A 24,793-nucleotide genomic window follows, 5' to 3' on the forward strand; every position below is an offset into this window, starting at 1 on the left:
CCTTTTAAAAATTGTGTATTACGTACTACTCGAAACTTTGCATGTTTACAAGTTTCTTATAGGCTTTGTTTTTTAGAAGTAATTCGTCATGCGTACCCTGTTCTACAATTTCTCCTTTTTGCATAACAACTATCATATCGGCGCTTTGGATGGTTGATAAACGGTGAGCAATAATAATAGATGTTCTATTTTTCATCATGTTTTCTAAAGCATCCTGTACTAAGCGTTCACTTTCTGTATCTAATGCAGAGGTGGCCTCGTCTAAGATCATAATAGGAGGATTCTTTAATACGGCACGTGCAATACTTAAACGCTGTTTTTGTCCGCCAGAGAGTTTATTACCCGAATCCCCGATATTGGTTTCAATACCAAGCGGTAAATCTTTTACAAATTCCCAAGCATTGGCAATTTTTAATGCGTTTATAACTTCATCATCTGTTGCACTTTCTTTTCCTAAAAGAATATTGTTTTTAATCGTGTCGTTAAATAAGATTGAATCTTGCGTAACGAGGCCCATTAAAGAGCGCAGTGAGTGCTTTGTAAGGTCGCGAATATCATCGCCATCAATAGAGATGCTACCGTCGTTAACATCGTAAAAACGAGTCACAAGATTAGCAATGGTACTTTTTCCGCTACCAGATTGTCCAACAAGTGCCACACTTTTCCCTTTAGGTACTTTTAGAGAAAATTGTTTCAATACTAAATCGTCTTCGTATTTAAACGAGATGTTGTTTATTGAAATTTCACTTTCAAAATCCGATTTAACTTTAGCGTTAGGTTTGTCTTCTAGAGGTGATTCTGTGTTTAAAATTTCTAAAACACGTTCTGCAGCAGCATTCCCTTTTTTAACACCATAACTCGCTTTACTTATAGCTTTTGCAGGCGTTAGAATGTTATAGGCAAGACCTATATATACAATGAATAAACCAGCGTCTAGAGAGTTTTCGTTTAAAACCATTCGTCCGCCATACCAAAGTAAAACCGAAATAACAGTAATTCCTAAAACTTCACTTGTAGGTGATGCTAAGTTTTGACGATTTAATAAGGTGTTAGAAAAGTTGTAATATCTTAAGGTAGAATCTTTAAACCGATTACTAAAAACACCTTCTGAAGTAAATCCTTTAATAACTTTCAGACCACCAAGAGTTTCATCGACTATAGATAAAAAGAAACCTTGTTCTCTTTGTACACTATCAGATTTACGCTTTAAAGATTTTCCTATTAATGAAATTAAAAATCCGCTAATTGGAATAAAAATGAATACAAAAATGGTTAATTTAACACTAATCATAAACATGGTAATGATAGTGAAAAGAATAGTTAAAGGTTCGCGAACAATAAGTTCTAGAACAGATAAAAATGAGGTTTGAATTTCTTGTACATCACTTGAAATTCTAGAAATACTGTCTCCTTTCCTTGTTTCAGAAAAAAAGGATAATGGTAAATCTAAATACTTATCGTAAAGTGTATTTCGAAGGTCTTTTAATACGCCATTTCGTAAAAATGTAATAAAATACATGGCTAAATAGTTGAAGAAGTTTTTTAATAAAAACATACTTACAACTAAAGCGACCATAAAAAATAATACTTGTTCGCTCCCTTCGTTTGCTTTTTGAGTGACAAAGAAATTTAAATAATTTTCTAAATAACCTTTTATTCCTGAAAAGCCTTCCCAGACGGGCTTTGTATTTATTTGTTTCGTTTTATCGAATAATACATTTAGCATTGGAAATAAAGATACCATTGCTAATGTGCTAAAAAGAGCGTAAAATATATTACAAATGATATTTAGAATCGCATAACCTTTATAGGGTTTAGCGAAACTAAATATCTGTTTAAAATAGTTCATTAACTAAGTTTCATATCTTTAATAATAGCATCAATTTTAGCTTCAAGTTTTGCTTCTGTCGCTTTAAAATTGTCTGCACTGTCTAATGGTGTGTTTGCGCTAATATAGAATTTAATTTTAGGCTCCGTTCCACTTGGTCTTAAGGCTACTTTACTACCGTCTTCTGTGTAATAAATGATTACATTAGATTTAGGAATATCGATAGTTTCTTCTTTTCCTGTCGCTAAGTATTTAACTGTAGCTGTTTGGTAGTCTTCTACACTAACAACTTTAGAACCGTTAATTTCAGACAGTGGATTTTCGCGAGCATCAATCATCATTTGTGTGATTTCTTGTGCGCCTTCAATTCCTTTTTTGGTTAATGAAATCAAGCGTTCTTTATATAAATCGTGTTCTACATAAAGATCTAATAAATCTTTATACATAGAGCTTCCATTTGCTTTTGCTTGAGCTGCAATTTCGCAAGCCAATAGGGTAGACGTTACAGCATCTTTATCGCGAACAAAATCGCCAACTAAATATCCAAAACTTTCTTCTCCACCACCAACATAAGTTTGCTCAGGGAAATCGTGAATCATTTTAGCAATCCACTTAAATCCTGTAAGTCCAATTTTGTAATCTACATCGTAAGCTTTTGCTAATTGGTGCATCATTGGAGTCGATACAATGGTTGACGCGATAAACTCGTTTCCTTTAAGTTTACCTTTTGCTTTCCATTGTTTAAGTAAGAAATCCGTCATTAATAACATGGTCTGATTTCCGTTTAATAAAATCATGTTACCATCTAAATCACGAACAGCTACACCTAAACGGTCACAATCAGGGTCTGTTCCAATTACGATATCAGATCCTGTTTCATTAGCTAAATCTAAAGCCATTTTTAAAGCTTCAGGTTCTTCTGGGTTAGGCGATTTTACTGTTGGGAAATCGCCGTTTGGTACTTCTTGTTCTTTTACAATATGTACATGGTTATAACCCGCTTGTTTTAAGGTTTGAGGGACAGACGTTACAGATGTTCCGTGTAGCGGTGTAAAGACAATGTTTAATTGTTCTCGAGCTTCATTTGTAGTATAGCTTCCGTTTTCTATAGAGGCTTTAATAAATGCATTATCTACATCTTCACCTATGTAATGAATTAAGTCTGTATTGGCTTCAAATTTAATTTCAGAATAATCTAAACTGTCAATTAACTTTACAATTAAATCGTCGTGTGGAGGAACTAATTGTCCGCCATCTTGCCAATATACTTTGTATCCGTTGTATTCAGGTGGATTGTGAGATGCTGTTAAAACAATTCCGCAGTGGCAGTTTAAATGTCTTACTGCGAAAGATAATTCTGGTGTTGGACGTAAATCTTCAAAAAGATAAACTTCTATATTATTTGCTGAAAACACATCGGCAACTACTTTTGCTAATGTTTTACTATTATGTCTACAATCGTAAGCAATAGCTACTTTTATCGTTTCGTTTGGGAAACTTTTGTGTAAATAATTACTTAAACCTTGGGTGTTTTTACCTAAAGTATATTTATTAATTCGGTTGGTACCAACACCCATAATTCCTCGCATTCCTCCAGTTCCAAATTCTAAGTCTTTGTAAAAACTTTCTTTTAAATCTGTTGGGTTGTTTGCTATAAGGTCTTTAATGTTAGCTTGAGTTTCTTCATCAAAGGCAGGGTTTAGCCATGTGTTTACGCGTTCTAATAATTCTGGTTCAATGTAAATCATAAGTTTTTAATATATAGTAAGCAAAAATACAGTTTTCGTTAAATGTTAATAATTAAAGGGGCGTTAAATTGTTATAAACTCTCCTTTAAATTTAGTTCGTTTTTAATATTATATCTAATTCTATTGGGTTTAGATCTTAAAATAAGTTCGCCTAAAAATCCTGCTACAAAAAATTGTGTTCCAAGAATCATTGTGGTTAACGCAATATAAAACTGCGGCCTTTGGGTGATTAATCGACCATGCGGATTTAAAAACATCTTATCAATTCCTAAATATACAGAAAATCCGAATCCGATGGTTAACATTATGCCACCTAATGCGCCAAATAGGTGCATAGGACGTTTTGCAAAATGCGATATAAACCAAATGGTAATTAAATCTAGAAAGCCATGAATAAAACGGTCTATACCAAATTTGGTTTCGCCATATTTTCGCGCTTGATGTTGCACAACCTTTTCTCCGATATTTGAATAACCAGCATTTTTAGCTAAAAGTGGAATGTAACGATGCATTTCTCCATGCACATCGATGGTTTTTATGACTTCGTTTTTGTAGGATTTTAAACCACAATTAAAATCATGAAGTTTTACTCCGGAGGTTTTTCTAGCTGCCCAATTAAATAATTTTGAAGGTAAGTTTTTAGATATTACAGAATCGTAACGTTTCTTCTTCCAGCCCGAAATTAAATCATAATTATCGTTTACAATCATATTGTAAAGCTCGGGGATTTCTTCTGGGTTGTCTTGCAAATCGGCATCCATGGTGATAATAACATCGCCAGAAGCTTTGGCAAAACCAGCGTGTAAGGCTTGAGATTTACCATAGTTTCTTGAAAAACGTATGCCTTTAACCTCTGGATGGCTTTGAGATAATTCTGAAATAATATTCCAAGATGTATCGGTACTACCGTCATCTATAAAAATGACTTCATATGAAAAGCGATTGGATTGCATAACTTGTGCAATCCAATCGTATAATTCATGTAAAGATTCGTGTTCGTTAAGTAGTGGTATGACTACTGATATATTCATCTACGCGTTTTAAACTTTAATAAGTTCCAAAAATACTATATTTAAATGGCTTCTGGGTCGCTTTTTTTCATTGCAAAAGCAATTATTAATCCTACAACGCAATAAAAAATAATTTGGAAAGCTAAAGATTTCACTTGATTAACTATGTCGAATTGATTTTGGTCTTGCATTTCAGCTACAGCTTTATCAATATCTTTTTGCGGTGCACCAAAATTTTTCATCATATCTGTAGATTTTTCAATTACTTGTTGTTTAATTGTTTCGGCAGCATCTGGGTCTATATAATTAAAAAGGACAATACTAACTATTGAACTAATAATTACACCAATTACCACTGTTGTAAAATAAGCAGTAAAAGCTTCCTTAAAAGAGATAAATCCGTTTTGTAAACTTTTAGCTTTCGCTGTAGATATAATTCCAAAAACAATAATAATGATAAATAGGCCTACTCCAACCCATACACTCGTAAGGAATTCAAGGTTTACAACATACGAGATTATCGTTACAGCAGATAATAATATGGCTAAGTAAATACCGTAAGTAGAAGCCATAGATTTTAAAGAATTTTCCATAATTTTGTGGTTTGGTTTTAGGTTATAAATAGTTAGTTAACAAATATAGTAAAACGTTACAAAAAGAAACTTAAATAAAAATTGCAAAAAAAGATTGCGTGATAATTAATTTTAATTAAATTTGCAATCTCAAAAATTGAATAAGATTAAAACATTTAGTGATGAAAAAAGATATACATCCAGCAAATTATAGAGTAGTAGCATTTAAAGATATGTCGAATGAGGATGTGTTTTTAACAAAATCTACTGCTAATACAAATGAAACATTAGAAGTAGATGGTGTTGAGTATCCTTTAATTAAAATGGAGATTTCAAGAACATCACACCCGTTTTATACAGGTAAATCTAAATTAATTGATACGGCAGGTCGTATTGATAAATTCAAAAACAAATACGCTAAATTCAAAAAATAATTTAGCAAAAATATATTTTACTAAAGCCTTTCAGATTCTGAAAGGCTTTTTTATTTTTACTCCAAAAAAAAGACTCATGAATTATATTCTCTTTGATGGTCCTTCACGCAACAGCTTGTTACCTTTTACGTATACAAGACCTGTAGCAGATATTAGAATTGGTATTTTAACCATTCGTGAAAAATGGGAACAATACCTAGGAGGTACCACAACTACAATCACCGAAGAATATTTATCTGATAAATATCCGATGGTTGAAATGGATGAGAATGTTATGATTAATGCCTCGTATCTTCCTAATCAAGAATTGGTGGAATTAATACGTGGGTTAGAGCCTAATCAGGCAGTTTTTAAAGATGAAGACGTTATTGCTTTCTATGCTACCGATTCGCAAGAAGATATTGACTTCGAGGCCTACGATGCTATTGAGTATGATGAAGATTGTTTGAAGATTGAACATACATGGGATATTTTTTCTAAGAATGGTGCTGCGATTCAAGAAGATTTCGAATTGTTAACCGAAGGTAGAACATCGCAACCTATTCCATCAACCGTGAATACTATAGCTCCAGAAAATATCTTTATTGAAGAAGGGGCAGAACTTAATTTTGTAACTTTAAATGCTTCTACTGGTCCTATATATATAGGTAAAAATGCTGTGATTCTTGAAGGGGCTCTAATTCGTGGACCATTTGCTTTATGTGAAAAAGCAATAGTGAAAATGGGAGCGAAGATTTACGGACCAACAACTATTGGACCTTACAGTAAGATAGGAGGAGAGGTTAATAATTCTGTGTTATTTGCGAATTCTAATAAAGGACACGACGGTTATTTAGGAAACTCTGTTTTAGGGGAGTGGTGTAATTTAGGTGCGGATACTAATAATTCTAACTTAAAAAACAATTATGCAGAGGTGAGATTGTGGAGTTATGAAACTGAGAATTTTGCTAAAACGGGACTTCAGTTTTGTGGTTTAATGATGGGAGATCATAGTAAATGTGGAATTAACACCATGTTTAACACAGGAACGGTAGTTGGTGTAAATGCGAACATATTCGGAACTGGATTTCCACGTAATTTTGTGCCAAGCTTTAGTTGGGGAGGAAGTAACGGTTTTACAACATACACAACTAACAAGGCTTTCGAGGTTGCAGAAGTAGTAATGCAAAGGCGTGATTTAGAATTCTCTGAAAAAGATAAAGCTATTATGCTACATGTTTTTGAAGCGTCTAAAAAGTATAGAAGAGATTAATCGAGTTTTCTTACCTGTTTTAATTCCAATAAATTAGTAGGGTTAATACCCAAATCGTGAACCTCTTTTCTGGTGAAACGAACCACTTCGTCGTAAAATAACGGAACAACAGGAGCGTGTTCTATAACTAAGGAGTCCATTTTAGCATAGAGTATTTCTCGTTTTTTAGTATTCGTTTCGTTGAAAGCTCTCTCGTAATACGTATCAAACAAATCGTTTTTAAAATGCGAATAATTTGGACCATTTGGTGCGAAGTTTTTACTGTAAAATAATGATAGATAATTTTCTGCATCTGGATAGTCTGCAACCCAACTTGCTCTAAATAAATCTAATTTACCATTTGCTTTAGCATCTTTTAAAGCAGAAGGAGGAACCACATTAATATGTACAACCAAGCCTGTTTTCTGGATTTCACGTTGAATGTATTCACAAAAACTTAAATAATTACTCGTTGTAGAAATGGTTATTTCAGGGTTTTGTATACCTGTTTCTTGTTTAAATTTTTCTAGATAGTCTTTAGCTTTTTTTCGATTATAATTATATCCGATAGATTCATTATAACCAGGTAATCCTTTAGGAATAAATCCGCCATGAGCAGGAATTCCAATGCCATTTCGTAAATAGGTCATCATTTTTTTACGATCAAAACCATAATTTACACTTTTTCTAAGCCATTCCGATTGAATTTCAGTTAACTCAGAATCCATATAAAACGACAGGTATTCTGTATTTAAGTAAGGACCTCGAATCATATTTACTTCAGTGGCATAGCGTGCTCTTAAGTGTCCGTCTGCCGTTAAAATTTCATCTTTGTAAGATGCATCTAAACCTGAAATAAAATCGATGTTACCTTGTGTAAACTGCAAAAATTCGCTTTGTTTGTCTGGGAAAAAAGTAATGGCAACGGCTTCTAAATAGGGTAGGTGTCTTCCTTCGTGGTTCGTTTCAAAATATAATTCGTTTTTTCTAAAAACAAGTTTTACATTTTCCTCCCAACGTTTAAAATAAAAGGGACCTGTACCAATAGGGTGTGATCTAAATTCTGAGCCATAGTGTTCGACAATTTCTCTAGGAACAACAGAGCAGTATTTCATGGTTAACAATCCTAGAAATGCAGGAAAGGGTTGTTTTAAATGAATCTGAAATGTGTTTTTGTCTATAGTGTTAAAATGCTCAACTTTATTTAAAACCCAACGCCCTGGCGATCCAACTTGTGGGTCGAGCAAGCGATTTAAACTGTAGGCAAAATCGTCGGCATTAACGGCGCGTGTAGAATCTCTTCCAAATAATGCGTGTTTATGGTAGTAAATATCAGTCCTTAGTTTAAAGGTGTAGGTTAAACCATCTTCAGAAACCGTCCATGATTTTGCAATAGCAGGTTCAACTTGCATGCTATCATTCATTTGAACCAAACCATTAAATAACTGGTTTGTAGCCCATATATCGGCGATGTCTTTGGAGAATGCAGGGTCTAACGAACTAATGTTTTTATGTTCATTGTATCTAAAAACCAGATTGTTGTCTGCTTTTTCTTTATCAGAAGAACAATTTATTAAAATTAAAGTCCCAATGCCTATAAGAAGGCTGTATTTTAAGAATAAAGTAGAAGCTTTTAATACTGATGTCATAAATTAATAAAAGAAAATTACACTAGAATCGTTAGAGGTTCAAAAGTAAGTGTAATATCACACAAATGGAACGTCCTTTTTAAATTATTTTAATTTTTAAGTTTTAAAACTAACGATTGCTAAGTTGTTAAATATGTTGAGATTAGGTATTAAGATGGATTTAGCTTAAACACCATAGTTTTTTTGTAAATTTGCACTTTTTTAGAATATCAAATTATGACTCGACAAAAAGTTGCTTTTTATACTTTAGGCTGTAAGCTGAATTTTTCTGAAACTTCTACCATTGCTAGAGATTTTGAGAATGAAGGATTTGACCGCGTAGATTTTTCAGACCCTGCAGATATTTATGTTATTAATACATGTTCGGTAACCGATAATGCAGATAAGCGTTTTAAGTCTATTGTGAAGCAAGCTCAAAAGGTTAATCCGAAGGCTTTTGTTGCTGCCGTTGGGTGTTATGCCCAGTTAAAACCTCAAGAATTAGCCGATGTAGATGGTGTGGATTTGGTTTTAGGAGCTACCGAAAAATTTAAAATTACAGATTATCTTAACGATTTAACTAAAAACGATTTTGGAGAAATACATTCTTGCGAAATTGAAGATGCAGATTTCTACGTTGGTAGTTATTCGATTGGTGATAGAACACGCGCATTTTTAAAAGTTCAAGATGGCTGCGATTATAAGTGTACGTATTGTACAATACCTTTGGCAAGAGGTATTTCTAGAAGTGATGCGTTAGAAAATGTGCTTAAGAATGCTAAAGAGATTTCAGAACAAAATATTAAAGAAATTGTTTTAACGGGAGTTAATATTGGAGATTACGGAAAAGGAGAGTTTGGCAATAAAAAACACGAGCATACATTTTTTGAATTAGTACAAGGTTTAGATGAAGTAGAAGGAATTGAACGTCTTCGAATTTCCTCTATTGAACCTAATTTACTGAAAAATGAAACCATCGATTTTGTTTCTAAAAGCAGAACTTTTGTGCCTCATTTTCATATTCCGTTACAAAGTGGAAGTAATACTATACTGAAATTAATGAAGCGCCGTTACATGAAAGAATTATATGTAGACCGCGTGAATAAAATAAAAACAGTAATGCCAGATGCTTGTATAGGTGTCGATGTTATTGTTGGTTTCCCAGGGGAAACAGATGAATTGTTTTTAGAAACATTCCATTTTTTAAACGAATTAAACATTTCGTATTTACATGTTTTTACATATTCAGAACGTGATAATACCGAGGCCGCAGACATGCAGGGTGTTGTGCCTAAAAATGTTCGTAGTAAGCGTAGTAAGATGCTACGTGGTCTATCGGTTAAAAAACGTAGAGCTTTTTACGAAAGTCAAATAGGAAGTCAGCGTACGGTTTTATTTGAAGGTGAAAACAAAGAAGGCTATATCCATGGATTTACAGAGAATTATGTAAAAGTAAAAGCACCTTGGAATCCCGAATTAGTAAATACATTGCAAGACGTTACATTAACAAAAATAGACGAAGACGGCATGGTCCGGTTCGAGTTTGTAAACGCCATTGCATCTGCATAACATAAAAAAAGCCACTTTTTAAGTGGCTTTTTTTATGTTATCTTAGATTCTTACACCTATAGGTAACATACTTTTATACTGTTTATTCTTTCTCATAAACTTTATAATTGCTGGACATGTAGGCATCACGCTTAAATTTCGTTCCTGAATATTTTTTAACACTAAAGTTATAAATTCGTTTTTAAAGTCTTCATTGTCATGGGCTTCGGAAACAATAAGTTTGGTTAAAAAAATCTTTCGTTCTTGGAGGGAGTATTCAATAATAGCTAAATCGTTGTCAATTTTGTATTCAAACTGACGTAAAAAATCGTTGTCTGTAACTTCTGCTGTTTCTGTCATGGTCATATTTTTTAACGAACGTAGTGAGGTAAGAAAAATAGAATTCACTATTTTTGGTTTATCTTAAAAACCGTGTGTAATTTACGGAATTTTATTCAAAAATTAAAGCGTTTAACAGTTTAATACCTTATGAGTCAAGATGTAATACATGTGTATTTTATGCCAGGCATGGCTGCTAACCCTTCAATTTTCGAATATATAAAGTTACCCGAAGATAAATTCAAGATTCATTTATTAGAATGGATTATTCCGGAACCTAAAGAAAGCCTGAGTCACTACGCTAAAAGGGTTTGTGAAGGTGTAAAAGCAGAGAATCCTGTTCTTGTAGGCGTGTCTTTTGGTGGAATTTTAGTTCAAGAAATGAGTAAGATTATAAAAACACGCAAGGTGGTGGTTATTTCTAGTGTGTTAACAAAATACGAGTTGCCAAAACGTATGAAACTTGCTAGGGCAACTAAAATGTACAAATTTCTTCCTACACATTTAGTGCAAGATTTCGAAGCTTATGCTAAATATACATTTGGAGATACAGCAACTAAACGTGTCAATTTATATAAGAAATATCTCTCTGTTCGCGATAAAAATTATTTAGACTGGGCAATCGAGCAGGTTGTGTGTTGGGAACAAGAAGAGCCGCTGCCAAATACAATTCATATTCATGGAGAAAAGGATGCTGTGTTTCCGTATCAATATATAAACAATTGTATCCCTATAAAAGGAGGTACACATATTATGATTATCAATAAATATAAATGGTTTAATGAAAATCTTCCGAAACTAATTTTAGACACTAACGTGGCTTAGATTTTGATGTAGATATTTGTTATTTAAAAAAGAAAACCGATTACTATGAAGCGTATCCAAAAAGGATTAATGTTTGTGGGAGTATTGAGTGTAGTTGCATTATCTATTAATGCCGTTCAAGACCCAGGAACAGATGAAAGTTTTGAAAAAAAACAACTAAACGATTATAATGTGTATGCATTGACAATGCCAGAGAAATTAGATTTTGCTGGAGAAGCTTTGCCTTTAAGCGACCCCGATATCTACGAACGCATGGATCGCGAATTGTTAGTGAACACGTATTGGCAATCTAACGCCTTGTTGTTGTTTAAGAGAGCGCATAAATATTTTCCTGTAATAGAACCTATTTTAAAGAAACACGGCGTACCAGACGATTTTAAATACTTGGCAGTTATAGAAAGTGGCTTAACCAATGCGGTCTCTCCAGCAGGAGCACGTGGGTTTTGGCAAATTATGAAAGGTACGGGTAGAGATTTTGGTTTAGAGATAAATGACAATGTAGACGAGCGCTATAATTTGGTAATGTCTACAGAAGTTGCTTGCGAGTATTTAAAGAAATCTAAAGAATTATTAGGAAGTTGGACTGCCGCAGCTGCAGCTTATAATGCAGGGAATAGAGGGATAACTTCACGATTAGAAAAACAAAAAGTAGACGACTATTACGATTTGTTACTTGGAGAAGAAACTGGTCGCTATGTTTTTAGAATTGTGGCTTTAAAGGAGATTATGAATAATCCGTTGAAATATGGATTCAATTTTAGAGATAAAGATTTGTATAACTTAGTGCCATCGCATACTGTAAAAGTAGATACTGCGGTTACTGATTTTGCTGCTTTTGCTCAAAAATTCGATATTAATTATAAGATTTTAAAAATTCACAACCCATGGTTGCGAGAACCATTTTTAAATAATAGTTCAAGAAAATTATATCATATTGAAATTCCTGAAAAAGGATATTATAAAGATTAAGAACTTATCTTAAATAAAAAAGGGTGTCGAATTTAATTATTCGACACCCTTTTTTTTAGATTATAATTGAAAACAAAAACTATCGTCTTCCGCCTCTTGGTTGTTTATGTCCGCCAAAATGTTGGTTAGGGGCTTGTGCACGTTTCATATTTTCCTTCATCATTTTTATCTGGTCAGTTAACATACCTTGTTTGTCTAATTTTTGAGCTTCAGATAATAATTTAGTAGCTTCTTGCTTTCTACGTTTAGATAATGCAATACCAGCTAAGCTTAATTTTGCCATCGCTAAATCGTGATCCATATTTAATCCTAAAGACACAGCCTTTTTTAAATATTTTTCAGATTCCGTCATGTTGGTTTGTGCTACCATAATTCCGTGTAGGTAATTATAATATCCTTGTTGTTTAGCTACTAAAGCCGATTCAGGATTTTTAATTTTATTTAACCATTTTGTAGCACCTTCAAAATCTTGTTTACGTAACTTCCAAAACGCAAGTAAAATAAATTCATTTTTAAAATATAAAAAGATAAATAGGGTTGAAAATAAGATTAACATGATACCGTTCCCTATGTTTCCTTCGATAAACTGATAAACAGCGTATGCAATGATTAAACCGGCGATAACTAATTTTAAATTCTTGTTGTACATGTGTAATTATTTAATTTTATAAGTTGTTGTAGATGTTATTGATGTTGGGTTGTGTTGCGGTTCGTTTACGTTAGATATATTGTTCGCTTCTGCATTTACAGTCATTTTATTAATAAAACCTGTTTTTTTATCGGCTATAACCACAATATTTTGTTTCCCCTTTAAAAGCATGTTATTGTATTCGTCTTCAATACTCATACTTAAAGTCGATTCTGCATTTAAAACTATAGAATCTGTTATTTTTTTAAGTTTCCAAGTATTTTTTGCCTTTATATCTCCTGTATACTCGTTTGTCCAAGTATCTCCAATATTTACTTTCTGTTTCGGATAAATATGAGTGAGCTGTTCAAAACTTTTAGATAAAGATTCGTTTCCAAATTCAGATTTCATAGATTCAATCATCAATTGTTTTGTAAATTCATCTTGTACCCCAGTTAAGCTTATCATGTTGCTTATCATATCTTCGGCTCCAAATACATTTATAATTTCACCAGTGTTAGACATTACAATTTGTAATTCAGAATTTGTAAGACCTCCAAACATTTTTCCCTCTGGATCATCCTCATTTGCAGTCTTATTTGTGTCAACATCAACTAAAACACCAAACTTATTAGATGTTGTTTTAAGCTTAAATTGATTAAAATGGAACTTAAATATATAAGTGCTATCAGTTTTATCAGATACTTTAAAAGTATAGTTCTCTTTTAGGTTATTTAATATTTTATGTTCTACACCTTGCTCGCTTTGCACAATATTTTGTGTTGCTTCTTGTAGTATAGTTATGCTATCTCCAATTTTTAAGCGATATTGCAGCAGTGATTGGGCAGATACAGAACATGTACATAGTAAAGTAAATACTAAGATTTTATGAAAGCGATGGCCCATTTTTACTATTTTGATTTGGAGTACAAAGAAACTAAAAATTTTACTAAAAAATATTTTTAAAATAAGGTTTGTGTAATAAAAAAGTCTTTGTATATTTGCCCGCAGTTTTGAAGAAACCATCAAGACTTCGTTTAGATAGAATATTGAAGATTTTAAAGATACAAGACAATGAGTAAAAGAACGTTTCAACCATCAAAAAGAAAGAGAAGAAACAAGCACGGTTTTAGAGAAAGAATGGCTTCTGCCAATGGTAGAAAAGTCTTAGCGCGTAGACGTGCTAAGGGAAGAAAGAAACTGTCTGTATCTTCTGAATCAAGACATAAAAAATAATGATATCAATGTGTTGATATAATAGAAAGGTGTTACTTAATGGTAACGCCTTTTTTTATATCTCGTTTTTATAACTACTTTTGAAATATCTTAATATAATACAATGCCAAAAAATCCAAAGTTAAAATCTATTCTTATCATAGGGTCTGGACCAATTGTAATTGGGCAAGCCTGTGAATTCGATTATTCAGGAACTCAAGCCTTAAGATCGCTTCGCGAGGACGGAATAGAAACCGTACTAATAAATTCGAATCCAGCAACGATTATGACCGACCCTTCTATGGCCGATCACGTATACTTGTTGCCGTTAACTACAAAATCGATTGTAAAAATTCTTGAAGAGCATCCGCATATTGATGCTGTTTTACCTACTATGGGTGGGCAAACAGCACTTAATTTATGTATAGAAGCCGATGAAAAAGGAATTTGGAAAGATTTTGGTGTAGATATTATAGGTGTTAATATTGATGCCATCAATATTACAGAAGATAGAGAGCAATTTAGGGAGTTGATGCTTAAAATTGGTATTCCAATGGCACCTCAAGCAACAGCTACATCTTACCTAAAAGGTAAAGAAATTGCACAAGAATTTGGTTTCCCTTTAATTATTAGAGCATCTTACACCTTAGGTGGTGCTGGGGCATCTTTTGTATATAAAGAAGAAGATTTCGACGAATTATTAACCCGCGGATTAGAGATTTCTCCTATTCATGAGGTTATGATCGATAAAGCTTTAATTGGCTGGAAAGAATACGAGTTAGAATTACTTAGAGATGCAAATGATAATGTGGTTATTATTTGTTCTATAGAAAATATGGATCCTATCGGAATTCATACTGGTGATTCTATTACTGTAGCACCTGCAATGACACTTAGCGATAAAACATTCCAAAAAATGCGTGATATGGCTATCCATATGATGCGTAATATTGGAGATTTCGCAGGAGGTTGTAACGTGCAGTTTGCTGTTTCTCCAGACGAAAAAGAAGACATTATCGCTATCGAGATTAACCCTCGTGTATCGCGTTCTTCTGCATTAGCATCAAAAGCAACGGGGTATCCTATTGCAAAAATTGCGGCTAAATTGGCTATTGGTTATCATTTAGATGAATTAAACAATCAAATTACTAAATCAACTTCGGCATTATTCGAACCGACTTTAGATTATGTAATCGTGAAAATACCGCGTTGGAATTTTGATAAATTCGAAGGTTCAGATAGAACTTTAGGACTTCAAATGAAATCTGTTGGAGAAGTTATGGGAATTGGACGTTCGTTCCAAGAAGCACTTCACAAAGCAACGCAATCTCTTGAGATTAAACGTAACGGTTTAGGTGCCGACGGTAAAGAAAATAAAAACTACGAACAAATTATCGAGAAGTTAACACATGCTTCTTGGGATCGTGTATTTATTATCTACGATGCAATCGAGATGGGAATTCCGTTAAGTAGAATTCATGAAATCACAAAAATAGACATGTGGTTCTTAAAGCAATATGAAGAATTACATATGCTTAAAAACGAAATCTCGACGTTTAAAATCGATACCATTCAAAAAGATTTACTTTTAGAAGCGAAACAAAAAGGATATGGCGACAGACAAATAGCACACATGTTGGGCTGTTTAGAAAGTCAAGTATATAATAAACGTGAAGAACTTGGTGTAAATCGTGTGTACAAGTTAGTAGACACTTGTGCAGCCGAATTCGAAGCAAAAACTCCGTATTACTATTCTACTTTCGAAAGTGATATGGAAACTGCAGATGGTAATAGATATGCAGATAACGAAAGTGTTGTTACAGATAAAAAGAAAGTTATTGTTTTAGGTTCTGGTCCAAATCGTATCGGACAAGGAATCGAGTTCGATTACTGTTGTGTTCACGGTGTACTTGCCGCTGCAGAATGTGGTTATGAAACCATCATGATTAACTGTAATCCAGAAACTGTATCTACAGATTTCGATACAGCCGATAAATTATACTTCGAGCCTGTGTTCTGGGAGCATATTTACGACATTATTAAGCATGAAAAACCAGAAGGTGTAATTGTTCAGTTAGGTGGTCAAACGGCCTTAAAACTTGCTGAAAAATTAACCAAGTACGGTGTTAAGATATTAGGAACTAGTTTTGAAGCTTTAGATTTAGCCGAAGATCGCGGATTGTTCTCTAATATGTTAAAAGAAAATAATATTCCTTACCCTGAGTTCGATATTGCCACTACGGCAGACGAAGCGTCGGAGATTGCAGATCGTTTAGACTTTCCAATCTTAGTACGTCCATCTTACGTGCTTGGAGGACAAGGGATGAAAATTGTAATTAATAAAGAAGAACTTGAAAAACACGTTGTAGACTTATTAAGCACAATGCCAGGAAACCAGTTACTGTTAGACCACTATTTAGATGGTGCAATAGAAGCTGAAGCCGATGCGATTTGCGATGGCGAAAATGTTTATATCATCGGAATTATGGAACATATCGAACCTTGTGGAATCCACTCGGGAGATAGTAATGCGTTGCTACCACCTTTCACCTTAGGTGATTTGGTTATGGAGCAAATTAAAGACCATACTAAGAAAATTGCTTTAGCCTTAAATACAGTAGGTTTAATAAACATACAGTTTGCTGTAAAAGACGATTTAGTATACATTATTGAAGCGAATCCAAGAGCATCTCGTACGGTTCCATTTATAGCGAAAGCTTACGGAGAACCTTATGTAAACTACGCAACTAAAGTAATGTTAGGAGAGAAGAAGGTAACCGATTTTGACTTTAAGCCAGAATTAAACGGATATGCAATTAAGCAACCAGTATTCTCTTTCAATAAATTCCATAATGTAAATAAGAAACTAGGTCCAGAAATGAAAAGTACGGGAGAAAGTATCTTGTTTATAGATAACTTAAGAGACGATGAATTCTACAACATTTATTCACGTCGTAGAATGTACTTAAATAAATAAGACATCTATATATATATACTAAAAAAGGCTTCCAAATTTGGAAGCCTTTTTTGTATTCAATATAATCTTAAATCTAGATTGCACCTCCACTTTTAAGTACAAAATAAGACAGTGGTATAGTAATGGCTAAAATAATTAGAACTGCTCTGCTCCAATCACGTTTTTTATATTCAACAGCTTTTCCAAGAAATTTATTCCAGAAATATTCAGTTAAAATATAGCCACCAAGCACATTTGCTAAAATTGCAAATTGTGGGTTTATGTTTAAAGTTGAAATTAAAGTGACAGGCACAAATAAGTAAAAACAGCTAAATATAATTACTTGAATCATACCTTGTCTATGGCCTACTTTCTTTAAATTAGAAATCAGCAATATACTTCCAATAAGCGTCGAAAATAAAATAGAAATCACTAAAATTAATTTCTTAGAATATAATTCGGGTAAAGGTTCAGTTTTGGTATTAATAGCGGTAAACGTTTCTGTAGAACCAGGAATATCTAATACGATTTTTTCAGTAGCTATGCTTCCCGCGGCCAAAGTACTATGTGCTGCATTTATAGCCTCTGTATTTACATCTCTGCTTTTTAAAATATCTAATGCTGTTAATCGCGCTTCGTCCGTGTAAGTATCTTCATTAAAACTAATGGCTTCAAGTTCGTCATTAGTCATTTTGTTAAATCGGTTTACAAATATATTATCGGTCATTTTATTGTTTAAAGGATTGTGTGTAAGAACTGCAAATTGCTTGCCAAAATATATGGTTAGCAAGACATACACGAGATAATTTCTATAAAGATAATACTATTTTTTTTTAATAGATAACATAAGGGTAAAACCTAATCTGTTAAAGTTGTTGGGTGTTGCAGTATTTCAAAAATAAAAAATGTCTGAAAACTTTTAAGTCAATCAGACATTCTTTTTTGGGCGTTACCCAAGGGGTCGCGCTTTTCGTTATATCTTTTTTAGCCATGTATTAAAGCTAAAAAAGGATGCCACTGCAATCGCTAACGCAACGGTTATTGTTTAGCAGTAAGTTCAGCAATTTTACAAATAACTTCTGTGGCTTTTATCATGCTTTCTACAGGAACGTACTCGTAACGTCCATGAAAATTATGTCCGCCAGCAAAAATGTTAGGACATGGTAAACCCATATAACTAAGTTGAGAGCCATCAGTACCACCACGAATGGCTTTAATGTTTGGTGTAATGCCAATTTGTTTCATCGCTTCTTCAGCAATATCTACAATATGCATTACAGGTTCCACTTTTTCCTTCATATTAAAATATTGGTCCTTTATTTCAACAGAAACCACCTGACGACCATATTGCATATTTAACTCGTCGGTTAACTTTTGCATCATATCTTTACGTGCTTCAAAATGACTCTTATCGTGATCACGGATAATATATTTTAAAACAGTACTATCTACTTCACCATTAATATCGGTTAAGTGAAAAAAGCCTTCGTAACCTTCTGTATGTTCTGGAGTTTCTAAGCGTGGTAACGAATTAATAAACTCAGTAGCGATATACATAGAGTTTACCATTTTACCTTTAGCGTAACCAGGATGCACAATTTTACCTTCTACAGTAACTACAGCTCCGGCAGCATTAAAGTTTTCGTATTCCAATTCACCAATTTCACTTCCATCCATGGTGTAGGCCCATTCCGCACCAAATTTTTCAACATCGAATTTATGCGCACCGCGGCCAATTTCCTCATCTGGAGTAAAGCCAACACGTATTTTACCATGCTTAAGTTCTGGATGCTGTACAAGATATTCCATAGCCGTAACTATTTCTGTAATGCCTGCTTTATCATCGGCACCTAAAAGTGTTGTACCGTCTGTAGTAATTAAAGTTTGGCCTTTATATAAAAGTAAGTCTTCGAAATAATCTGGAGATAAAATAATGTTTTGGTCCTTGTTAAGAACAATATCTTTTCCGTCGTAATTCTCCACAAATTGTGGTTTTACATTGGCTCCAGTAAAATCTGGAGACGTATCGAAATGAGAAATAAAACCTATGGTTGGTACATCGTGTTCTACATTACTAGGTAAAGTAGCCATAATGTATGCGTTTTTATCTATGCTTACATCTTCTAATCCTATTGCTTTTAACTCTTCTGCAAGGGCATTGGCTAAGTCCCATTGCTTTGCTGTACTTGGCGTTGTATTACTTTCTGGATCCGATTCGGTGTCTACAGTTACGTAGCTTACAAAACGGTCTATAAGGTGTTGTCTATTTATCATAAGGGCTAAGATTTTAAACAAAAATACTATTATTAATTATTTATGCTTTTTGAATTGTAGGATTTTTTAATTAAAAGTATTTTTGCATAAATAAGTCCAAAATGTATAAGTTATTAATTCGTCCTTTATTTTTTAGTGCTGACCCTGAAAAAGTACATCACTTTACGTTTTCAATGGTGAGATTCCTTTCTAAAATCCCTTTAATTCCAAGTGTTTTTAGAGCATTATTTGTTGTTGAAGACCAAAAATTAGAACGTGAAGTGTTCGGATTAAAATTTAAAAACCCTGTCGGGTTAGCTGCTGGTTTCGATAAAAATGCAGTGCTATATAACGAATTGGCTAACTTCGGATTTGGTTTTATAGAAATAGGAACAGTAACTCCAATTCCTCAAGCCGGAAACCCTAAAAAACGTATTTTCAGACTTATTGAAGACCAAGGTTTAATAAATCGTATGGGGTTTAATAATGAAGGTGTCGAGACTGCCATTACGCAACTTAAAAAGAATAAAGGTAAAATTCTTATTGGAGGAAATATTGGAAAAAATACTCAAACCACTCCAGAACACTATACCGCAGATTATGTGACTTGTTTTAATGCATTACATCCATACGTAGATTATTTTGTGCTAAATGTAAGTTGTCCTAATGTTGGGAGTCATGCAAAATTAAACGATAAAGATTATCTTCTAGAATTAATTAGTACGGTTAAAACAGCAAATAAAACGTTTGCTAAAGAAAAGCCAATCTTACTTAAAATTGCTCCAGACTTAAACGATATTCAATTAGATGAAATTATAGATTTAGTTAATGAAACGAAGTTAGATGGTGTAATTGCATCAAATACGTCGGTAGACAGAAGCGGGTTAAAAGCACCACAAACAGCACTAGACGCAATAGGTAACGGTGGTTTAAGTGGGCAACCAGTTAAAGAAAAAAGCACAAAAGTAATTAAGTATTTAAGCGAGAAAAGCAATAAAGCCTTTCCAATTATTGGAGTAGGAGGTATACATTCTGCCGAAGATGCTTTAGAAAAACTAGATGCTGGCGCTACATTGGTGCAGATTTATACGGGCTTTATTTACGAAGGACCATCACTCATTAAAAAAATTAACAAAGCGATTCTAAAACGTAAATAACTTTTGCAACTCGATGTTTTAATCTCTTTTATATTAGCAACGGCAACTTTAGCAGTAGCTCCAGGGCCCGACATTGTGTATGTGTTAATGCAAAGTATAACAAACGGAAAATCGTTTGGAATTGCAACAGCCTTAGGATTAGTTACGGGCTGTTTGGTACATACAACTCTGGTGGCATTTGGTGTATCTGCTATTATTAAGGCATCCGATGCTCTCTTTTTTATAATCAAACTTTTTGGGGCTTTTTACTTACTGTATCTTGCTTATAATGTTTTTAAAAGTGATGCTAATGCTATTTTGAGTAAAGATAGTGTGCCGCAGAAATCGTGGTTACAATTGTTTAAACAAGGATTTATCATGAATGTTTTAAATCCGAAAGTATCTATATTCTTCTTAGCCTTTTTTCCTGGATTTTTGTTTAGTACTACGCTTAGTACCGTAAAACAATTTTACATTCTTGGATTTGTCTTTATGGCAGTGTCTTTTTTAGTGTTTTTAATTTTGGCTGTATTAGCGGGTACCATTTCAAAATATATTACGCAGCATAAAGGTGTTGGTCAATTCTTAAAATGGATGCAAATAATTGTATTTACGGGGATTGCAATTTTCATCTTGTTTTCAGAAAAATAATGGTATTTTTAAAGTCTAAATGCTAACAATCCATGTCTAAACAGGTAAAAGTAATAGAATGTCCGCGCGATGCTATGCAAGGCATTAAAACCTTTATTCCTACCGAACGTAAGGTGCAGTATATTCAGTCGCTTTTACGCGTTGGTTACGATACTATTGATTTTGGAAGTTTTGTATCGCCTAAAGCCATTCCGCAAATGGCCGATACGGCCGAAGTGTTAGCACGTTTAGATTTGTCTAAGACCACAAGTAAATTACTTGCAATAATTGCCAATACACGTGGCGCAGAAGATGCTTCTATGCATAAAGCGATAGATTATTTAGGCTTTCCGTTTTCTATTTCAGAAAACTTTCAAATGCGAAATACACATAAAACAATTGCTGAATCTGTAATTACACTTCAGGAGATTCTTAATATTGCAGATCAAAAAAACAAAGAAGTTGTGGTTTACATTTCTATGGGATTCGGGAATCCTTATGGAGACCCATGGAGTGTAGATGTGGTTGCCGATTGGACCGAGCGATTAAGTAACATGGGCGTTAAAATCTTGTCTTTAAGCGACACGGTGGGTACTTCGGGACCAGAGACGATAGATTATTTGTTTTCTAATTTAATTCCGAAATATCCTAATATCGAATTCGGTGCTCATTTACATACCACAGCAGAGTCCTGGTTCGAAAAAGTAGATGCTGCCTATAAAGCAGGTTGCAAACGTTTTGATGGCGCCATTCAAGGCTTTGGAGGCTGCCCAATGGCAAAAGACGAACTTGTAGGAAATATGCCTACCGAAAAGTTATTATCTTATTTTACAGTAAAAAAAGAAAATCAGTTAAATGCATTGAGTTTTGAAAGTGCGTATAATGAGGCGATTAAGATTTTTAAAAACTACCATTAGTGTTTTCTTAACCTTTTAACAGTTCGAGGTTAAACTTTTTTAAGTTAGTTAGGTCTAAGTTCTAAACTAACTTATTCCACTCCACATTGAAAAAAATAATCCTATTATTATTGTTATGCTTTTCAAGCACTCTATTTGCTCAGAAATTCACTTTAGAAGGCGTTGTTAAAGATGCAAGTTCAACGGTTTTAGAAGGTGCTACAGTTTATCTTCAAAGCATTAAAGACAGTATTCCCATGTCTTATGGTATTACTAACAAAAATGGTGAATTTTCTATTCAGGTAAATGCAGAAAATGAGGCAAAAGCTATTTTCAATATTGCTTATATGGGGTATAAACCCCTATACACAAGATATAAATGTGCCCGACGGAAAGGAATTAAATATGGGGCGATTGTTATAGAGGTGCAAGTTGAGGAATTAAATGTGGTGTCTATAATAGCTCAAGCTCCACCTATATTAATTAAGAAAGATACAATTGAATATAATGCCGATAGTTTTAAAACCTTACCCAATGATAAAGCTGAAGATCTCTTAAAAAAATTACCCGGTATTGAAATCGATACAGATGGAAATATTACCATGAATGGTATAGAAGTAGAGGCTATTAATGTAGATGGGATGGCATTTTTTGGTGAGAAAAATGGAGAAATTGCATTAAAAAACTTGCCAAGCAACGTAATTAGTAAAGTTCAAGTTACAGATTATAAAACCAACAATCAGAAATTTACGGGTGAAGAATCCGATTCAGGAACTAAAGAAATAAATCTAACCATTAAAAAAGGAAAAAACAGAGCCACTTTTGGTGATGTTAAAGTGGGATATGGTACCGATGAAAAATATCAAGCAAATGCCAATATTTTTAAATTGATAGATGGGAAACAATTAGGGTTAATTGGAGGAACCAATAACATTAACATGACAAGAGGATTTAATTCTTTGCCAGATACAGATACAAGTAATGGGTATATAGAATCCGATTTTGTTGGTGCCAATTACACAAAAGGAAAATGGAATGAAACACGGGTAAATGGAAATTATAGATATAGTGCGCAGAATAATGATGTTGAACAAATAACGCATACAGAGAACTTTCTACCAGACTTTAATTATACTACAGATTCTAAAAGTAAGAGTTTTAGCGATTCCGACAGTCATAAAGCTGGAGGCGATTTAAAATTTATTATTCCACCTAAAAACAAACTATCTAATAATAAAGTTCAAATTTCTAATGAAATAGATGTTAATGTAGGGAGTTCGGAGTCTGGATCTTTAACCGAAAAAAAATCGGAGTACACAAATGGCGATTTAGTTAGTGATTATTATTCCGAAAACCAATCTGTTTCAGATAACTATAGTATTAATAACGAATTTAGTGTAACGACAATAACAGGGAAAAGAGATTTTTTAAATATGTCGTTAGATACAGATTTTAGCAAAGGAAATTCTGAGAGCAAAAGTTATTCAGAAAATTATATTGAAAGACTAAACAGTACAGACATTCAAGATCAAATTAATAATAGAGATAGCTATAGCAGCAATATTAGCTTTAATGCCTTATGGAATAAAGAGTTGTTTACAAACTTCAGAATTATGCCTCGCTATTCTGCTCGTATAAATTCGCAAAAAAATGAAAATTATATTTATGATTTTGATGAAAATACAGACGAATATGATGATTTTAATGAAATTCAAAGTTCAGATAGTAGATATGCTACAACCACACTTAGGCCTGCTTTAAGATTGCGTTACGAGTATAAAGATTTCCGTTTCGAGTTAGAAGGAGGTTACACCAATACCTTTAGAAATTATAAAGATAAATTGGTTGAAGCTCGGGATTTTAGAACAGATTTTGAGTACGCTACCTATTCGGGAAGAATACGATATCGCGATAAAAATGGTTACAAGAATATTAATTTAAATTATAATCAGAATGTAAATTTACCTTCAGTAAATCAATTGCAACCTGTTATAGATGAAAGTAATATTACACATGTTGTTATTGGGAACCCTTTTTTAGAGCCGGAGGTAACACATAATATTAGCTTTCAATATCAAAACAATTTAGCGTTTAATAATATTAATGTTACGGGAAGTCTTAGAGCCGAATTTGTTGACGATAAAATTATCAGCTCAACAATTACAAACGAAGATTTAATTAAATATACAACTTACGATAATATTAATGGCAATTACTCGTATTCTGGAAATGCGGCGGTTACAAAATCATTTTATAATCAAAAGACAAATATGAATATAAATGGCCGTATTAATGGGTCATTTAAGAATGCCTTGTCTATACAAAACGGAATTGAGTTTACGGGTGAAACAACAAACATAAGACCGTCGGTGTCCTTTAAATATTCATACGATGATAAATTAGATTTAAGTGCCTCATACAGTTATTCTTCAACTAAGGTTATTTATGATACCGATGCATTTAATGATAACAAATATTTTGTTCAGAATGTAGATTTTGAAGCCTCGATATTTTTTCTGAAAAATGTGTTTTTATCCAATAAAGTGTCTTACCGTTATAATAGCCGTGTAGGTGATGAGTTTGATGGTGATGCTGTGTTTTGGAATGCTGGGTTAGGTGTCGAATTATGGGACAATAAAGCAACGTTAACTCTAGTGGGTTACGATATGCTTGGTAAAAATAATGGGTATAGACGTACGGTAACAGAAACCTATATTCAAGATACAGAAAGCAATATATTAGAACAATATTTCATGTTAAACTTCACGTATAAATTCGGGAGTTTCGCAGGACAACGAATGAATGTCCAAGGCAATTCTGGCAGACGTGGTGGTTATCGCGGTGGCGGAGGTGGAAGACGATAGAAGATTAATAGCAATCGAGAACATCAATTTCAGGTAGTGGTATAAACTATGAGATATTGATGTTTTTTTTATGTTTAATAATG

Annotated in this window: 21 protein-coding genes; 11 read left to right on the forward strand and 10 right to left on the reverse strand. The window is 33.4% G+C overall.

Annotated elements, in window-relative coordinates; all coding sequences use genetic code 11:
• Positions 1–25: 25 nt before the first annotated feature.
• From BN863_RS04320 to BN863_RS04335, 4 genes are all read right to left on the reverse strand, one after another.
• Positions 26–1,849 carry an ABC transporter ATP-binding protein gene (locus BN863_RS04320; protein ID WP_038527894.1) on the reverse strand — a complete coding sequence of 608 codons (1,824 nt, stop codon included), beginning with the start codon at positions 1,847–1,849 and terminating at the stop codon, positions 26–28.
• Entirely contained in the window at positions 1,849–3,576 is a 1,728-nt protein-coding gene (locus BN863_RS04325; RefSeq protein WP_193363889.1) for a phospho-sugar mutase, read from the reverse strand. The genes BN863_RS04320 and BN863_RS04325 overlap by 1 nt, the downstream gene beginning before the upstream one ends.
• A 71-nt stretch (positions 3,577–3,647) precedes the next feature.
• Positions 3,648–4,607, reverse strand: a complete 960-nt coding sequence (locus BN863_RS04330) for a glycosyltransferase family 2 protein (RefSeq protein ID WP_038527896.1) — start codon at positions 4,605–4,607, stop codon at positions 3,648–3,650.
• Positions 4,608–4,648: 41 nt separating this feature from the next.
• Complete coding sequence (locus BN863_RS04335) at positions 4,649–5,179, reverse strand: DUF4199 domain-containing protein (RefSeq protein ID WP_038527898.1); 531 nt, start codon at positions 5,177–5,179, stop codon at positions 4,649–4,651.
• Positions 5,180–5,340: 161 nt separating this feature from the next.
• On the opposite strand from BN863_RS04335, the gene BN863_RS04340 reads away from it, so the two are divergent.
• Positions 5,341–5,592, forward strand: coding sequence for a type B 50S ribosomal protein L31 (locus BN863_RS04340; protein WP_038533112.1), 252 nt, complete (start codon positions 5,341–5,343; stop codon positions 5,590–5,592).
• 76 nt (positions 5,593–5,668) lie between these two features.
• Positions 5,669–6,844 carry a GlmU family protein gene (locus tag BN863_RS04345; RefSeq protein ID WP_038533115.1) on the forward strand — a complete coding sequence of 392 codons (1,176 nt, stop codon included), beginning with the start codon at positions 5,669–5,671 and terminating at the stop codon, positions 6,842–6,844.
• Here the strand turns inward: BN863_RS04345 and BN863_RS04350 are convergent.
• Positions 6,841–8,472 (reverse strand): ABC transporter substrate-binding protein, encoded by a 1,632-nt coding sequence (locus BN863_RS04350; protein ID WP_038527900.1) that lies wholly within the window; start codon positions 8,470–8,472, stop codon positions 6,841–6,843. The genes BN863_RS04345 and BN863_RS04350 overlap by 4 nt on opposite strands.
• A 216-nt stretch (positions 8,473–8,688) precedes the next feature.
• On the opposite strand from BN863_RS04350, the gene mtaB reads away from it, so the two are divergent.
• Positions 8,689–10,020 carry a tRNA (N(6)-L-threonylcarbamoyladenosine(37)-C(2))-methylthiotransferase MtaB gene (gene mtaB / locus BN863_RS04355; RefSeq protein ID WP_038527902.1) on the forward strand — a complete coding sequence of 444 codons (1,332 nt, stop codon included), beginning with the start codon at positions 8,689–8,691 and terminating at the stop codon, positions 10,018–10,020.
• A 42-nt stretch (positions 10,021–10,062) separates the two neighbouring features.
• Here mtaB and BN863_RS04360 read toward each other — a convergent pair whose 3' ends face one another.
• The gene (locus tag BN863_RS04360; RefSeq protein WP_038533118.1) at positions 10,063–10,359 is read right to left on the reverse strand and encodes an N-acetyltransferase; all 297 of its coding nucleotides are present in this window, start codon (positions 10,357–10,359) and stop codon (positions 10,063–10,065) included.
• Between the two features lie 129 nt (positions 10,360–10,488).
• On the opposite strand from BN863_RS04360, the gene BN863_RS04365 reads away from it, so the two are divergent.
• Positions 10,489–11,163: an alpha/beta hydrolase family protein gene (locus BN863_RS04365; protein WP_038527904.1), complete on the forward strand. Its 675-nt coding sequence runs from the start codon at positions 10,489–10,491 to the stop codon at positions 11,161–11,163.
• A 45-nt stretch (positions 11,164–11,208) separates the two neighbouring features.
• Positions 11,209–12,132 (forward strand): lytic transglycosylase domain-containing protein, encoded by a 924-nt coding sequence (locus BN863_RS04370; RefSeq protein WP_038527906.1) that lies wholly within the window; start codon positions 11,209–11,211, stop codon positions 12,130–12,132.
• Between the two features lie 79 nt (positions 12,133–12,211).
• On the opposite strand, the gene BN863_RS04375 is transcribed toward BN863_RS04370, so the two are convergent.
• Positions 12,212–12,781, reverse strand: a complete 570-nt coding sequence (locus BN863_RS04375; protein ID WP_038527908.1) for a hypothetical protein — start codon at positions 12,779–12,781, stop codon at positions 12,212–12,214.
• A gap of 6 nt (positions 12,782–12,787) precedes the next feature.
• Positions 12,788–13,666: a DUF6263 family protein gene (locus BN863_RS04380; protein WP_038527910.1), complete on the reverse strand. Its 879-nt coding sequence runs from the start codon at positions 13,664–13,666 to the stop codon at positions 12,788–12,790.
• A 168-nt stretch (positions 13,667–13,834) separates the two neighbouring features.
• Between BN863_RS04380 and rpmH the strand changes: the two genes are divergently transcribed.
• Together rpmH and carB are read left to right on the forward strand one after the other, a co-directional pair.
• Positions 13,835–13,996 carry a 50S ribosomal protein L34 gene (rpmH, locus tag BN863_RS04385; RefSeq protein ID WP_038527912.1) on the forward strand — a complete coding sequence of 54 codons (162 nt, stop codon included), beginning with the start codon at positions 13,835–13,837 and terminating at the stop codon, positions 13,994–13,996.
• A 103-nt stretch (positions 13,997–14,099) separates the two neighbouring features.
• On the forward strand, positions 14,100–16,952 hold the full coding sequence (gene carB / locus BN863_RS04390; RefSeq protein WP_038527914.1) for a carbamoyl-phosphate synthase large subunit: 2,853 nt from the start codon (positions 14,100–14,102) through the stop codon (positions 16,950–16,952).
• 73 nt (positions 16,953–17,025) lie between these two features.
• Here carB and BN863_RS04395 read toward each other — a convergent pair whose 3' ends face one another.
• Both BN863_RS04395 and pepT read right to left on the reverse strand, forming a co-directional pair.
• On the reverse strand, positions 17,026–17,658 hold the full coding sequence (locus BN863_RS04395; protein WP_038527916.1) for a hypothetical protein: 633 nt from the start codon (positions 17,656–17,658) through the stop codon (positions 17,026–17,028).
• A 311-nt stretch (positions 17,659–17,969) separates the two neighbouring features.
• Positions 17,970–19,205 (reverse strand): peptidase T, encoded by a 1,236-nt coding sequence (gene pepT / locus BN863_RS04400; protein ID WP_038527918.1) that lies wholly within the window; start codon positions 19,203–19,205, stop codon positions 17,970–17,972.
• A 101-nt stretch (positions 19,206–19,306) separates the two neighbouring features.
• On the opposite strand from pepT, the gene BN863_RS04405 reads away from it, so the two are divergent.
• The 4 genes from BN863_RS04405 (at position 19,307) to BN863_RS04420 (ending at position 24,710) form a co-directional block, all read left to right on the forward strand.
• Complete coding sequence (locus BN863_RS04405; protein WP_038527920.1) at positions 19,307–20,341, forward strand: quinone-dependent dihydroorotate dehydrogenase; 1,035 nt, start codon at positions 19,307–19,309, stop codon at positions 20,339–20,341.
• 3 nt (positions 20,342–20,344) lie between these two features.
• Positions 20,345–20,971, forward strand: coding sequence for a LysE family translocator (locus BN863_RS04410; RefSeq protein ID WP_038527922.1), 627 nt, complete (start codon positions 20,345–20,347; stop codon positions 20,969–20,971).
• A 32-nt stretch (positions 20,972–21,003) separates the two neighbouring features.
• The gene (locus BN863_RS04415; RefSeq protein ID WP_038527924.1) at positions 21,004–21,867 is read left to right on the forward strand and encodes a hydroxymethylglutaryl-CoA lyase; all 864 of its coding nucleotides are present in this window, start codon (positions 21,004–21,006) and stop codon (positions 21,865–21,867) included.
• 86 nt (positions 21,868–21,953) lie between these two features.
• On the forward strand, positions 21,954–24,710 hold the full coding sequence (locus BN863_RS04420; protein ID WP_148304561.1) for a TonB-dependent receptor: 2,757 nt from the start codon (positions 21,954–21,956) through the stop codon (positions 24,708–24,710).
• Positions 24,711–24,793: the final 83 nt, after the last annotated feature.

This window comes from Formosa agariphila KMM 3901, from assembly GCF_000723205.1.
GTDB classification, from domain to species: domain Bacteria; phylum Bacteroidota; class Bacteroidia; order Flavobacteriales; family Flavobacteriaceae; genus Formosa; species Formosa agariphila.

Coding starts and splice junctions, on each gene's coding strand:
- pepT (WP_038527918.1), bottom strand. CDS start 19,205: ATGATAAATAGACAACACCTTATAGACCGTTTTGTAAGCTACGTAACT.
- BN863_RS04335 (WP_038527898.1), bottom strand. CDS start 5,179: ATGGAAAATTCTTTAAAATCTATGGCTTCTACTTACGGTATTTACTTA.
- carB (WP_038527914.1), top strand. CDS start 14,100: ATGCCAAAAAATCCAAAGTTAAAATCTATTCTTATCATAGGGTCTGGA.
- BN863_RS04320 (WP_038527894.1), bottom strand. CDS start 1,849: ATGAACTATTTTAAACAGATATTTAGTTTCGCTAAACCCTATAAAGGT.
- BN863_RS04370 (WP_038527906.1), top strand. CDS start 11,209: ATGAAGCGTATCCAAAAAGGATTAATGTTTGTGGGAGTATTGAGTGTA.
- BN863_RS04375 (WP_038527908.1), bottom strand. CDS start 12,781: ATGTACAACAAGAATTTAAAATTAGTTATCGCCGGTTTAATCATTGCA.
- BN863_RS04365 (WP_038527904.1), top strand. CDS start 10,489: ATGAGTCAAGATGTAATACATGTGTATTTTATGCCAGGCATGGCTGCT.
- BN863_RS04325 (WP_193363889.1), bottom strand. CDS start 3,576: ATGATTTACATTGAACCAGAATTATTAGAACGCGTAAACACATGGCTA.
- BN863_RS04360 (WP_038533118.1), bottom strand. CDS start 10,359: ATGACAGAAACAGCAGAAGTTACAGACAACGATTTTTTACGTCAGTTT.
- BN863_RS04415 (WP_038527924.1), top strand. CDS start 21,004: ATGTCTAAACAGGTAAAAGTAATAGAATGTCCGCGCGATGCTATGCAA.
- BN863_RS04395 (WP_038527916.1), bottom strand. CDS start 17,658: ATGACCGATAATATATTTGTAAACCGATTTAACAAAATGACTAATGAC.
- BN863_RS04405 (WP_038527920.1), top strand. CDS start 19,307: ATGTATAAGTTATTAATTCGTCCTTTATTTTTTAGTGCTGACCCTGAA.
- rpmH (WP_038527912.1), top strand. CDS start 13,835: ATGAGTAAAAGAACGTTTCAACCATCAAAAAGAAAGAGAAGAAACAAG.
- BN863_RS04340 (WP_038533112.1), top strand. CDS start 5,341: ATGAAAAAAGATATACATCCAGCAAATTATAGAGTAGTAGCATTTAAA.
- BN863_RS04350 (WP_038527900.1), bottom strand. CDS start 8,472: ATGACATCAGTATTAAAAGCTTCTACTTTATTCTTAAAATACAGCCTT.
- BN863_RS04330 (WP_038527896.1), bottom strand. CDS start 4,607: ATGAATATATCAGTAGTCATACCACTACTTAACGAACACGAATCTTTA.
- mtaB (WP_038527902.1), top strand. CDS start 8,689: ATGACTCGACAAAAAGTTGCTTTTTATACTTTAGGCTGTAAGCTGAAT.
- BN863_RS04345 (WP_038533115.1), top strand. CDS start 5,669: ATGAATTATATTCTCTTTGATGGTCCTTCACGCAACAGCTTGTTACCT.
- BN863_RS04380 (WP_038527910.1), bottom strand. CDS start 13,666: ATGGGCCATCGCTTTCATAAAATCTTAGTATTTACTTTACTATGTACA.